Source organism: Synechococcus sp. R5-15 (assembly GCF_047462035.1).
Lineage (GTDB): Bacteria > Cyanobacteriota > Cyanobacteriia > Thermostichales > Thermostichaceae > Thermostichus.
Genome location: NZ_JANSIK010000097.1, coordinates 1 through 13,029, shown reverse-complemented (window position 1 = coordinate 13,029; position 13,029 = coordinate 1). Strand labels below are relative to the sequence as shown.

Genomic DNA, 13,029 nt, shown 5'->3' with positions numbered 1-13,029 from the left:
GGCGAGAGGAGCTCACTGTGTCTGGACCGGGGAAAGGCTTTGGCCTAGGCAGAGCTGGAAAGGACAGAGGAGAGCACCTGCAGCGTCTGTTGGCCCAAGCCGTTCGCCATCACCAGGCAGGGCAATGGCCACAGGCTGTCTCACTTTACCAGCAGGTGCTGCAAGCCCAGCCCACCCACCCCGAGGCACTGCACCTCTTGGGGGTCTGTCGGCAGCAACAGGGATCCCTGGACGACGCGATTGCCCTGATCCGGCAGGCCCTTGCCCACCAGCCCTGGTTTCCCGACGCCCACTTTAATTTGGGAATTGTTCTCAAGCAGGCGGGGCAGCTGGCGGAGGCGAAAACTCACCTGCAACTGGCCCTAGAGCAGGGGGGGCCGGACGCGGAAGTTTTGTACCAGCTGGGGCTGGTGCTGCGGCAGCAGGGGGATTTGGAGGCGGCCCTTGTCCCCTTGGGACAGGCCCTGGAGCTGCAGCCGGACTTTGCCGATGCCGCCTACACCCTGGCCATCCTGCTGCGGGATTGTGGCCGGGAGGAGGAAGCGGCGGAGCTGTTCTACCAACTCTGGCAAGCGGATCCCGCCGACTTGGCCGCGGCCCTGGGCTGGTGTGTTAGCCAGTTGCCCTTGCTGTACGCCTCGGCAGACCAAGTTTCCGTGGCTCGGGAGCGCTACCGCCAAGCCCTACAACAGGTGAAGGGCCGCTGGGAACACCTGCCGCGGGATCCCGAAACCCTGGAGCGAGCAGCTGCCGGGATCGGCTCCGTCCAACCCTTCTTTTTGCCCTACCAAGGCCAGAACGACCGCGACCTGCAGCAGCTCTACGGATCCTTGGTGAGGGACGTGATGGCGGCCCGCTATCCCCAGCCCTCCGTCCTCTGGCAGCGACATCCTGGCCGAGTGCGGGTGGGCATTGTCTCCGGCCTGTTTCGGGATCACTCCGTTTGGAAGATCCTGACTCGCGGCTGGGTAGAAGCCCTGGATCGTGCTCAAGTGGCCCTCTACGGCTTCCACACCTCGGTCATCCAAGATGAGGTCACGTGCTCCCTGCCCCCTCGTTTTGAGCACTTTGTGGCCGGATCCCGCAGCATAGAAGAATGGCAAGCGGCTATTCGAGAGGCACAGCTGGATGTGCTCCTCTACCCGGAAGTGGGCATTGACCCGGTCTGTGCCCAACTGGCCGCCCTCCGCTTGGCGCCGGTACAGGCGATGGCCTGGGGCCACCCGCAAACTTCTGGCCTGCCGACAATAGACGTTTTCCTCAGCAGCGAGCTGATGGAGCCGCCGGACGGGGCCGGCCATTACACCGAGCAGCTCCTGCCCCTGCCTGGCATCGGCACCTACTATATTCCCCTAGAAGTTGACCCCGCCCCTGTGGACTGGCAAGCTTGGGGGGTGGATCCCGACAGGGTGCTTTACCTCTGCGCCCAATCCCTATTCAAGTACTTACCTCAGTACGACGAGGTGTTCCCCCGCATCGCCCGGGAAGTGGGGAAGTGTCAATTTCTATTTTTGCGGGGCCGCCTCTCCCAAGGGATCCGCGAGCGCTTTTGGCAGCGGCTGCGACGAGCCTTTCAGGCCTATGACCTAGCTGCCGAAGAGTATGTGGTGCTCCTACCGGAACTCTCGCCTGCAGAATATGCCGCCTACAACGCCCTGGGGGATATTTACCTGGATAGCCTCGGCTGGTCAGGGGGCAACACCACCCTGGAAGCCCTGCCCCACGGCCTGCCCATCGTCACCTTGCCCGGATCCCTGCTGCGGGGCCGCCACACCTACGCCATCCTGCAGCAGATGGGGATCCTGGATACCATCGCCCACACCCTCGATGAATACGTCCAGATTGCCAGTCAGTTGGGCTTGGATCCAGAGTGGCGAGAGCAAATGGGCCAGCAGGTGAAAGCACGTCAAGATCGCGTCTACCGGGATCCCGCGCCGATCCGCGCTCTGGAAAAGTGGTTGCGAAGCCTGAAGACCTGAGGGGGCAGTTTGGGTGAAAGGATAAACGGGCGAGTGTTGTCCTCTTGAAGGGATCCCGGACAGATGGCAGGATAGGCGGGGTTGTCTTGCCGGGCTTTGCCCATGTCTTCTGAGTCTGCTCCCGGTCAGTTCCCCAGGCCGGAAAACGCCCCCGACAACTTGCCCTCCCTTTCAACGCGCCTGAAAGAGATTGCCGTGGTATTCCTGCGGCTGGGATCCCTGGGTTTCGGCGGCCCCCAAGCCCACATCGCCATGCAACACGATGAGGCGGTGATCCGGCGGGGCTGGATGAGCCAGGAACAATTTACCGAAGGGGTGGGCCTATGTGAAATGTTGCCAGGGCCAGCTTCTACCCAGATGGGGATCTATGTCGGCTATGTGCGGGCAGGCTGGTTGGGGGCGGTGCTGGCGGGGATTTGCTTCATTGCCCCTGCTTTTGTGATCGAGGTGATTTTTTCTTGGCTTTACTTTCGCTTTCAGGGGGTGCCGCAGCTAGAGGGGATGTTTTTTGGGGTGGCCCCGGTGGTGATCGCCATTATCCTGGCCTTTTGCTGGAAACTGGGCCGTAAAGCTGTGAAGGATTGGAGCCGGGGGCTGATCGCGGTGGCGGCCTTTGCCCTGCTGCTGATTGGGGGGGTGAATATCCTGTTGCTGTTCGGGCTGGCGGCTCTGGTGGGGCTGCTGCTGTATGGGCCCAAAAAAGGCCCACTATCGGGGATCCCGATTTTACTCCCTTGGCCAGTATTGACGTTGGCCCAGACGGTAGTGGCCACGGTTCCACCGGAAACCCTTATCCTGAGCAGCTTTTGGGGTCTGGAGCGGATTGGTGCCTATTTCTGGCCTTTGACCTTGTTTTTCCTGAAAGTAGGCGGCACCATCTTCGGGGGAGGGCTGGTGATCATCCCCTTCATCGCCGACGAGGTGGTGGATCAGTTGGGCTGGTTGACGCCGACAGAGTTCTTGGATGGGGTGGCCATTGGGCAATTTACTCCTGGCCCGGTGGTGCTGACGGCAGCCTTTATCGGCTACAAGGTGGCAGGGGTGCTGGGGGCCCTGACGGCAACAGTGGCCATCTTTGCCCCTTCTTTTGCCTTTATTCTGCTGGCAGCTCCGGTTCTGTTGCGCATACGGCACAATGCTTGGGTGAAGGGATCCCTGCAGGCAATTACCCCAACGGCCCTGGGGGCTGTTGCTGCGGCTACAGTGCCCTTGGCCCAAAATGCGCTGCTACAACAAACAACTCCCGCTTCGCTGGTGGCTTTGGGGATCGGGGTAGCGGCCTTCATTGCCTTGATGCGCTTTCGCCAGCCCACTTGGCTGTTGGTGTTGATGGGAGGGGGGGCGGGTTTGCTGGCCCGAGGTCTGCTGGCCTAAAGGTTTTGCTCCCTGGCCCTGCTTTCTCCTTGGGGGTGAGGGAATGACCCTGATTCAGCCTGATGGCCACGGCACTAACTGGCTTGGGCCAGCCCTTCCTCAGAGGGATCCCTGCCTTCCAGGCGACAAAACAGTTGCCGCATGAGCAGCTCCCGTTGGCCAAGAGACAGGTGAGGGGCAAGGGTGCCGGGAAAGTGGGGCATGGCGAGGGTGACACGATCCAACAGGTCGGCGCGGCGATGTCTCTGTTGAATAGCCCAAGCCCGTTCCAGAAGGTTTTGGGCTGCTTCTGGCGCTAATCCCGCTTGCTCCGATAACCACGCTGCCAGTTGTTCCAAATCGGGGTCGAAGCGCAGCCGGTACATGTAGATCAACATGCCGATCCCGATCACCAAGCCCAAGCCACTGGCTACATAGGCGGCTTTGATGGAAGTTCCCGGCAGATAGGCCACCGCCGACACGCGCAAGATTTCGTAGGGGATGCGGATCAGGCTATAGCCGACAACATAGGTCCAAACCCAAGTGCCATCTTTGAGTTTGGGAAAGCGCCAGAACATTCCCATCAAGAGGGCAAATAGAAGCAGGTTGAGGACGCTTTCGTAAAAAAAGATGGGGTGAAAAAACTCAAATTGGCTGTATTCCGGCTCGCGGGCTTGGGGAGGAATGTACACCCGCAGCGGCCAAGGGCTGTCGGGAGGAATAGGGGCACCGTAGGCCTCAGAGTTGAAAAAGTTGCCCCAGCGCCCGATGGCTTGGCCCAAAATCAACCCCGGCGTGAGCACATCGGCGTACTTCCAGCCGTTGATCCCGGTGGTGCGGCAATAGAGGTAAAGGGCAAGCGCGCCGGCCAACACCCCACCGTGGATGATGAGACCCCCCTGCCAAATGGCAAAGGCCGAGAGGGGGTTGTCTTGGAACTCTGACCAGTGGGTGAGGACGTAGTAGAGGCGGGCGCCCAGAAACCCAGATATTACCAACCACAGGGCCAGTAGCTCCACTCGTTCACTGGCTTTGCCAGGCTCTTTCTCTAGATGACGAGATTCTGCCAACGCTTTGGTCAAGATCAAGCCGACCAACACGGCCACTGCCATCAATAGGCCATACCAGCGTAGGCCCAGCCCTCCCACCAGCGGGGTGCCGGGGGGAAAGCGGAAGACAAATTCTCCAGGTGAGCTGAAGGTAAGGCCCAACAGCCCTGCACTCCATAGGTTCATCGACAACACGCTCTGCACCCCAAAATTGCTCAACTCAGTTCCACCAGTCGGCCTTATCAACCTCACCCGCTTGGGTTAGCGGGACGGAGTTCCTTCCGGGCTCTTCTCCCCTATCCCCGGCAGCCATTCACAGGCTCCAACAGGGATCCATTCTCCCCGATCCTGAAGCAGCGCCAGTCCTCGTTCCCGTACAGGCCCGTCACGGACAAGATTCCACCCTAGAGCCCATACCTTTACCAAAAAGCTAGGTCCAAAGCCCCGCCCTTCCAGGACGGCTTTTGCCCTGTTAGACCTGCGACCTGTTAGACCTGCGATAAGATACACCCACGCTGGTCGGAGATGCCAAACTCCTCAAGGCCACTCCAGCGCAGTACCAAGCCTTCGATGACGGAGTACACCGGCCAAGTGGTGGGGCTGGATGGGGGCGACAGCAGTGGGCAAGCTGTGCCGTGTCTCCAGTCTTTGCGTTGTACCGAAAGGAGATGGAGGATGTCAACCGGACAGGGGTGTGGATCCCGGATGGGTTGCAGTTGGTATCCATTGCTCCTGAGGCCAAGGCGGTGATGCAACACTGTTATGGCGGCTACACCACCAACCTGACTCTGGAGGAGTTCACCCGCCCCGAAAACTACCTGGTTCATACCCTGGAAGGACAACCGCTCCCGGTAGGGCCGGTGCGCACTTTGATCCCTCACCCATATACCTGGAGTTTCCCCCCTGAGATCAACTGAGCTTTTGGGGGAGCAACGGCTACTACATGGGCGGTGAACCCTGGGCGGAAGAACGCTACAGCAATCTATAGAGGCTCTGAGATTTTGCGCTCCTTTAGCAGCGATCCCTCGAAGTTCTTTGCCGCTATCTGCCGTTTTGGCCGCAAACTGAAGAGAGCACCTTGGTTGCCGTTGCTGCGAACGCCTGAGGTGCTTGTGTCTTTAGATCTCAAAGAAAGCTTAAATAGCAAAGCTCAAAAGATCCATTGGACTCCATTCCGCTTACGCAAACACTAGAAATCATGGGATCCCGTTCACCGCGTCCAGCCCGGCCCATCCGTTCCGGCCGCTATCCGGCCAAAGAGCTGTGCAGCCAGTGCGGCCTCTGCGATACCCGCTACGTGGCCCACGTCAAAGAAGCCTGTGCCTTCTTGGACCAGCAACTGACCCAGTTGGAAGAACAGACCCACGGGCGATCCCGGGAATCGCTGCGCTCAGGATCCCTTGCCGTCACTGATACCGATTACTTCGGTGTCTACGAGGCGATGTACACAGCCCGCAAGCGGGATCCGATCCCGGGGGCCCAGTGGACGGGCATTGTCAGCAGCATTGGCATGAAGGCCCTCACCACTGGCTTGGTGGAAGGGGTGGTGTGCGTGCAGGCGGATGAGCGGGATCGCTTTCAGCCACGGCCCATCCTGGCCCGTACCCCCGAAGCGGTCTGGGCGGCGCGAGTTAACAAGCCAACTCTTTCTCCCAACTTGTCTGTGTTGGAGCAGGTGGAGCAAAGCGGCCTCAAGCGCCTATTGGTGATCGGGGTGGGCTGCCAAATTCAGGCTTTGCGGGCGGTGGAAAAAAAACTGGGCCTGGAGAAGCTGTACGTGTTGGGCACGCCCTGTGTGGACAATGTCAGCCGTGCCGGGCTGCAAAAGTTTCTAGAAACCACCAGCCGCTCCCCACAGACGGTGGTGCACTACGAGTTTATGCAAGACTTCCACATCCACTTCAAACACGAAGATGGCTCGGTGGAAAAGGTGCCCTTCTTCGGCCTCAAGACCAAAGAACTCAAGGACGTGTTTGCCCCCTCCTGCCTCAGTTGTTTTGACTATGTGAATGCTCTGGCAGATCTGGTGGTGGGCTACATGGGATCCCCCTTGGGCTGGCAGTGGCTGCTGGTGCGCAATCAGCGGGGGCAAGAGCTGTTGGACTTAGTCTGGGAGGAGCTGGAAACCCAACCGGTGATCTCGCAGGGATCCCGGAGGGCGGCAGTGCAGCAGGGGATCCCTGCCTACGACCAAGCCCTGACCCTACCGATGTGGTTGGCCCAGATCATGGGGGCGGTGATCGAGCGGTTTGGGCCACGCGGTTTGGAATATGCCCGCTTCTCCATCGATTCCCACTTCACCCGCAACTACCTCTACGTGCGCCGCCACTATCCGCACAAGCTAGAGCAGCACGTGCCCCCCTTCGCCCGGCGCATCGTGGAGCAGTATCAACTTCCCAAGGACTGAGAATTACGGTCATTTCGATTCAAGCCAGGACACTGCAACCACCCTAAAACTTTGAAGGAACGGGTCTATAGGGCTTTTCTCAGTGGCGCAGGCGTCTCACCCTAACCTGAAACGACCATATGCGGTCACTTCAAGTAGCCAATCAAAGGGTTTGTCGCGTTGATCCCTAGCTCCCCCTGGGAGAGAGGCCGGGGGTGATGGAGGATCGAGAATGGCTATTGATCTAAATCCTTCAGATCCTTGCCAGAAGGGATCCTCGCGGCTCCTTCATCCTATGGCCATCCTATGGCTCAGCAGTAGCGGATCCCAGCTTCCGCCCAGCGATCGATAGCCTGACCTATGCGCTCGCAATCGGCAATTAGGCTAATCCGCACGTAGCCCTCTCCTCCCTCTCCAAAAGCGCTGCCGGGGGTTACGACCACGCCTGTAGATTCCAGCACCCGCAGGGCAAACTCCGTCGATCCCTCAGGGGTGCCGTCGGCAGCGCGGGGGGTAGGGATCCAGAGATACATCGTCGCCAGTGGCGGCTCGATCCGCCAGCCCAACTCCGCTAGGCGGCCGATCAGATAGTCGCGCCGGCGGCGGTAGCGCTCTTGTACCTGCTCCAGGTAGCTATCCGGCAGGCGCAGGGCAGTTTCGGCGGCCTTTTGGATGGCGGCAAAAATGCCGTAGTCGAGATTGGTTTTCAGGGTGCGCAAGCTCTGGATGATCTGGCGATTGCCCACCACAAATCCCACCCGCCAGCCGGCCATGTTGTAGGTTTTGGAGAGGGTGTGGAACTCCACTGCCAAGTCCTTGGCGCCTGGGATCTGCAGCAGGCTGGTGGGCCGGTAGCCGTCAAAAGCCAGCTCGGCATAGCATAGGTCGTGCACCAGGATGAGATCGTAGCGGCGGGCAAACTCCACCACCTCCTCAAAAAAAGAGCGGGGCGCAACTGCCGCCGTCGGGTTGTTGGGGTAGTTAAAGTAGAGCACCCGCGCTTGCTGGGCCACTTCCGGCGGTATTTCTTGCAGATCGATCAACCACCCCTTCTGCGGGCGCAGCATCATCGGGTAGATCTGCCCGCCGGCAATCATGGGGCCGCGAAAATGGGCTGGATAGGCAGGGCTGGGCACCAACACCAGATCTCCGGGATCCACATAGGCCAGAGCCAGGTGGGTCAGCCCCTCTTTGGATCCCAGCAAAGGCAGCGCCTCTCCATTGGGATCCAGCTCCACCCCGTAGCGGCGCCAGTACCAATCCGTGATCGCCTGGCGGAAGCTGGCCGTGCCCTCAAAGGGCGGGTAGCCGTGGTGGGCGGGATCCGCAATGGCCGCCTGCGCCGCCTCCACCACCGGCTGTGGGGTGGGGCCATCGGGGTTGCCCATGCCCAGATCGATCAAATCCAACCCCTGCTGGCGGGCGCGGGCCTTCAGCTCATCCAAGCGGGCGAAGACATAGGCGGGCAGCTTGTTCAGCCGCTGGGCGGGAACGAGAGCGCGGTTCATGGCAAGAATGGGGAAGGGGCACAGCCGGTGCCTGATGGGAGGATAGGTACCTAACTTACCGCCAGACCTGCATCCAAAGCAATGATCGAGATTGGCGGCTTTGGGCATCCGGGATCCGGAACGGCTAGGATAGATATCCCATCTCAAGTTATCGACGAGCCGAACAGTGCCCCTACCACTTGTGGCCATTGTGGGTCGCCCCAACGTGGGCAAATCTACCCTCGTCAACCGCATGGCGGGGGTGCGTTCGGCCATTGTGCACGATGAGCCCGGCGTGACCCGGGATCGCCTGTACCAGGAGGTGGAATGGAACGGGCGCCGCTTGCGGGTGGTGGACACCGGCGGCCTGGTTTTTGGCGACGACAGCGAATTTCTGCCCCACATTCGCCAGCAAGCGATGGCAGCCATGGCCGAGGCGCAGGCCGTGATCTTCGTGGTGGATGGCCGAGAGGGACTGACACCCGCCGATGTAGAAGTGGCCGATTGGCTGCGCAAACAACCCCTGCCGGTGGTGGTGGCCGTAAACAAGTGCGAGTCGGGGCAGATGGGCCTGGCTCAGGCAGCAGCCTTTTGGGAGCTGGGGCTGGGGGATCCGATCCCCTGTTCCGGCATCCATGGCAATGGGGTAGCCGAGCTGTTGGAGGCGGTGCTGGCTCACTTGCCCGAAGTGACCGCAGAAGCCGCAGGCGAGCCAGATCCCATCGCCGTCTCGATTGTGGGACGGCCCAACGTCGGCAAATCCAGCCTGCTCAACCGCCTGGTAGGATCCGAGCGGGCCATCGTCAGCCCCATTTCCGGCACCACCCGCGATGCCATCGACACCGTGGTCACCTGGGAAGGGCAGCCCTATCGCCTCATCGATACCGCCGGCATCCGCAAAAAAAACCGCGTGCAGTACGGCATTGAGTTCTTCAGCATCAACCGGGCCTTCAAGGCCATCCAGCGCTCGGATGCAGTGCTGCTGGTGATCGATGCTTTGGAGGGGGTTACCGAACAGGATCAGAGGCTGGCCGGGCGCATCGAAGAAGAGGGCCGCGCCTGCGTTGTCGTCGTCAACAAGTGGGATGCAGTAGAAAACAAAGATACCCACACCATCAACGAGTTCACCCGCGAGATTCGCGACAGGCTTTACTTTATTGAATGGGCGCCGCTCCTGTTTGTCAGCGCCCTCACCGGGCAACGCACCCACAAAATCTTTGAGCAGGTGAATACCGTGGTGGCCGCCCACCGCAAACGGGTTCCCACCGCTGTGGTCAACGAAGTGCTCCAGGATGCTCTTGCCTGGCAATCGCCCCCCACCAACCGCCAGGGCAAGCAGGGCAGAATTTACTACGGCACCCAGGTGGCGGATCGGCCCCCCACCTTTGTTCTGTTTGTCAACGATCCCGATTTGTTTAAGGATAACTACCGCCGCTTCCTGGAAAAGCACTTCCGGCAAAACCTGGACTTTACCGGTACCCCCATTCGCTTTCTCTGGCGCGGCAAATCCGAGCGCTTGGTTGGGCGGGCGGTGCGAAAATTGGAGAGATCCCTGACCTCTCGTTAGGCCCTCTGGTCTACTGAAAGCCTATGGCTGTGGATCCCAACGTCAAAACCCTGGTTGACAACCGTCGCGCCCGCTTCGAGTACGACATCTTGGAGACCTATGAGGCCGGGATCCAACTGACCGGCACAGAGGTGAAATCGATACGAGCGGGCAAAGCCAACCTGCAAGACGCTTTTGCCCTCTTTCGGGATGGGGAAGCATGGCTGCACAATCTGCACATCTCCCCCCATGACACCGCCAGCAAAGTGTTTAACCACGACCCTACCCGCCGCCGCAAGTTGCTGCTGCACCGCCGCGAGATCGACCGCCTACGGGGCTTGGTGGAACAAAAGGGCCTGACCGTGGTTCCCCTCAAGCTGGTGCTCAACCGCGGCTGGATCAAAGCCCATCTGGGCGTGGCCCGCGGCAAAAAGCTCCACGACAAGCGGCAGGCAATCAAAGAGCGGCAAACCCAGCGGGAGATTCAGCGGGAACTGAAGGAACGATAAATTTCTCCCTGAGCCCCTGCTGGCTTCCACGTCGTTTGCCAAGCGCCTTTTTGTATTCTCAGATACAGCGATCTGCAGCGGGATCCCGATGATGGATGTAGTCTTCCGGCTTTGGATCCCTGTTCTGTTGGAGCCGCCTGTGAACTGGAATCTTACCCGCGCTTTTTCTCCCTCGAGAGGCTGGGCTATTGGCCTGGCAGTCGCCGCTCTACTGGGATCCACCCCCACAACAGCGCAAGAGACCTTCAAAGTGGGCATGGTGCTGGTGGGGCCGATGCAGGATGGCGGCTGGAGCCAGGCCCATGTGGAGGGCAGCGAATACGTCAAGGCCAAGTTGCCCGGCCTCCAGTTTGATTACCTGGATAAGGTGAACCCGGCGGATCGGCCCAATGTGCGCGCCTCCCAGGTGGCGGATGACATGATCGCCCGAGGTGCGAAGGTTATCATCTTTACTTCCGATGACCACAAAGACGACGCGATTGAAACGGCCCGCAAGCATCCTGAGATCGCAGTTATCCATGCTTCTGGGGACATGGCCTGGAAGGAAGGGAAAAATTACATCGATCTGCCCAACTTGGCCAACATCATGCCCCAGATGGAAGCGATGCGCATGGTGGCTGGCTGTGCTGCAGCCCTGGGCTCCGAAACCGGCAAAATTGGCCTGTTGGGGCCTCTGATCAACGATGAAACCCGCCGTTACGCTGCTGCTGCTTACTTGGGGGCCAAATACTGCTGGGAAACTTACCGAGATCGTCCTGAAGAGTTGCAGTTCCGGGTGACCTGGATTGGCTTCTGGTTCAACATTCCAGGGGTTACTTTGGATCCAAGCAAGGTTGCCGATGACTTTTACAACGGCGGCTTTGATGTGGTGATGTCGGGGTTGGATACACCGGAGGCGGCGGTACAAGGCAAGCGGGCTGCTGAGGCCGGAAAGCGAGTGCGCTACACCCACTACGGCCTGGCCAGCGGTTGTAACTTTGCGCCCGAAATTTGCCTGGGGGTTTCCTACTACAACTGGGGGCCAGGATACAAGCAATTGATCGAGGCAGCTCGCGCGGGCACCTTCGAGAGCCAATTCCTGCGTCCGCCCATCGACTGGTCGGATATCAACAACCCGGACACGTCTTCGGCAGGGTTCATCATGGGAGAAGCCCTGGAGCCAGAAGATAGGGCTAAGTTGGAGGAGTTCATCGCCGGCTTGGGGAATGGCAGCATTCAGCTCTTCAAGGGGCCGCTCAACTTCCAAGATGGCACGCCCTTCTTGGCTGAGGGGGAAGTGGCCAGCGAGGTTGATATTTGGTATCTGGGCCAGTTGCTGCAGGGCATGGAGGGAGCCAGCAATTAGGAGAAAATGTTTCATGCTCCGGGTAGGGGGAAGAACCGGTCGGTTTCTTTCACCCGCTGACACCAGGCTCGGATCTGGGGAAAGGGCTTAAGGTCAAACCCACCCTGCTCCGCCACATGGGTGTATGTGAAAAGGGCGAGATCGGCGATGGTGTAGCGGTTGCCCACAAAAAATGCTTTCCCCTGCAGGTGGCCTTCCATGATCTCCAAGGCCTCTGTTCCAGATTTCAAGTTCTGGGCGATCACGTCAGCATGGGCCTCTGCTTGGCCGGCCCGCACCCAGAAGCGAGTGGTGGCGATGTAGCGGGCGATGCGGGTTTGTTCAAAAAGCAACCACTTCAAAATCTCAGCCCGTTCCAACTTGTTTTGGCCGTAGAGGGGGGTGTCTTCTGCCAGGTAAACCAAGATCGCGGCGGACTCCGCCAAGACCGTTCCATCTTCCAGTTCCAAAGCCGGGATCTGGCCCAGGGGGTTCTTGGCCAGGTACTCGGGGCGGCGGTTTTCTCCGGCCCTGGAGTTGACTTCAACCGTCTCATAGGGGATCCCCAATTGCTTGAGGAGCAATTCCACTTTGTAGCAATTTCCGGAGGTTGGGATCCCGTACAGTCGCAACATTGTGGTTAACCTCAGCCCAAAGCACCTTACAAAGAACTTCGTCCTAACAACGCCAACGGCAACCCAATCAACAAAAACCCTCTGTCCCTAACACTTTTTTAGCTAAACCGCCGAGAAGCCCCGCCCTCTGTCCGCAGGACGTTCGCGCTAGCGGCGCGGAGCGCTTGGGTCGGGATGAGAGGCGGGAGTACCTTGGTTTTCAATGTACTGGCGCAATACCGAGACTGTTACCCCACCGCATGAAGCGATGAAATAAGACTCGTTCCATGGCACATTTTTTCGGTATATCTTGCTGATGTAGTCCGCAAACTCGCTTCTCATCCTGCGACTAGAGACGGATTTGATGTTGTTTACCAATTTGGACAGATCTATCTGCGGATAGTACTGGAACAGCAGATGAACATGGTCTGCCTCGCCGTTGAACTCAATAAGTTTACAGCCCCACTTTCGGCAGAGGTCATACATGAATCCATGTAATCGCTGCAGCATTTCGCCGGTAAATACCTTGCGACGGTACTTGGTGGTTAAGACCAAATGTGCCTTCAAATCAGATACAGCTCTGCCGCTGGAAACGAAATCATGCTTCATGGCTGGTGACATACTCCCATCACTGACCCTATAGGTACAGCGTGGGCTTCTCGCTTCATCGGGGAGCTACTGCAAGAACCCTCTGCGAGCAGACACGGGATGCCCCACCGCGTAGTTGCACCAGATTCCGGCAACGCCGTTTTGTACAACCATGTTGATTATAGTACAGAATA

At 59.2% G+C, this 13,029-nt stretch carries 11 protein-coding genes; 7 read left to right on the top strand and 4 right to left on the bottom strand.

Features of this window, described 5'->3' with window-relative positions:
- Nucleotides 1-17 precede the first annotated feature (17 nt).
- Together NW839_RS08930 and chrA are read left to right on the top strand one after the other, a co-directional pair.
- A complete protein-coding gene (locus tag NW839_RS08930; RefSeq protein ID WP_414350360.1) occupies nt 18-1,979 on the top strand; it encodes a tetratricopeptide repeat protein in 1,962 nt (653 codons plus the stop codon).
- A gap of 102 nt (nt 1,980-2,081) precedes the next feature.
- On the top strand, nt 2,082-3,353 hold the full coding sequence (gene chrA / locus NW839_RS08925; RefSeq protein WP_011432884.1) for a chromate efflux transporter: 1,272 nt from the start codon (nt 2,082-2,084) through the stop codon (nt 3,351-3,353).
- Nucleotides 3,354-3,427: 74 nt separating this feature from the next.
- Here the strand turns inward: chrA and lgt are convergent, their stop codons facing one another.
- The gene (lgt, locus tag NW839_RS08920; protein WP_414350359.1) at nt 3,428-4,567 is read right to left on the bottom strand and encodes a prolipoprotein diacylglyceryl transferase; all 1,140 of its coding nucleotides are present in this window, start codon (nt 4,565-4,567) and stop codon (nt 3,428-3,430) included.
- A 449-nt stretch (nt 4,568-5,016) separates the two neighbouring features.
- Between lgt and NW839_RS08915 the strand changes: the two genes are divergently transcribed.
- Nucleotides 5,017-5,298 carry a molybdopterin-dependent oxidoreductase gene (locus NW839_RS08915; RefSeq protein ID WP_414380583.1) on the top strand — a complete coding sequence of 94 codons (282 nt, stop codon included), beginning with the start codon at nt 5,017-5,019 and terminating at the stop codon, nt 5,296-5,298.
- 281 nt (nt 5,299-5,579) lie between these two features.
- A complete protein-coding gene (locus NW839_RS08910) occupies nt 5,580-6,788 on the top strand; it encodes a Coenzyme F420 hydrogenase/dehydrogenase, beta subunit C-terminal domain (protein ID WP_414350356.1) in 1,209 nt (402 codons plus the stop codon).
- Between the two features lie 290 nt (nt 6,789-7,078).
- Here the strand turns inward: NW839_RS08910 and NW839_RS08905 are convergent, their stop codons facing one another.
- Nucleotides 7,079-8,275, bottom strand: coding sequence for an aspartate aminotransferase (locus NW839_RS08905; RefSeq protein WP_414350355.1), 1,197 nt, complete (start codon nt 8,273-8,275; stop codon nt 7,079-7,081).
- Nucleotides 8,276-8,441: 166 nt separating this feature from the next.
- On the opposite strand from NW839_RS08905, the gene der reads away from it, so the two are divergent.
- From der to NW839_RS08890, 3 genes are all read left to right on the top strand, one after another.
- Entirely contained in the window at nt 8,442-9,821 is a 1,380-nt protein-coding gene (der, locus tag NW839_RS08900) for a ribosome biogenesis GTPase Der (protein ID WP_011432890.1), read from the top strand.
- Nucleotides 9,822-9,844: 23 nt separating this feature from the next.
- On the top strand, nt 9,845-10,309 hold the full coding sequence (gene smpB, locus NW839_RS08895) for an SsrA-binding protein SmpB (RefSeq protein ID WP_011432891.1): 465 nt from the start codon (nt 9,845-9,847) through the stop codon (nt 10,307-10,309).
- A 91-nt stretch (nt 10,310-10,400) separates the two neighbouring features.
- A complete protein-coding gene (locus NW839_RS08890; protein WP_414380581.1) occupies nt 10,401-11,654 on the top strand; it encodes a BMP family lipoprotein in 1,254 nt (417 codons plus the stop codon).
- 11 nt (nt 11,655-11,665) lie between these two features.
- Here NW839_RS08890 and NW839_RS08885 read toward each other — a convergent pair whose 3' ends face one another.
- Together NW839_RS08885 and tnpA are read right to left on the bottom strand one after the other, a co-directional pair.
- Nucleotides 11,666-12,268 (bottom strand): glutathione S-transferase family protein, encoded by a 603-nt coding sequence (locus NW839_RS08885; protein ID WP_414342730.1) that lies wholly within the window; start codon nt 12,266-12,268, stop codon nt 11,666-11,668.
- 147 nt (nt 12,269-12,415) lie between these two features.
- Nucleotides 12,416-12,856, bottom strand: coding sequence for an IS200/IS605 family transposase (gene tnpA / locus NW839_RS08880; RefSeq protein ID WP_414350393.1), 441 nt, complete (start codon nt 12,854-12,856; stop codon nt 12,416-12,418).
- Nucleotides 12,857-13,029 lie beyond the last annotated feature (173 nt).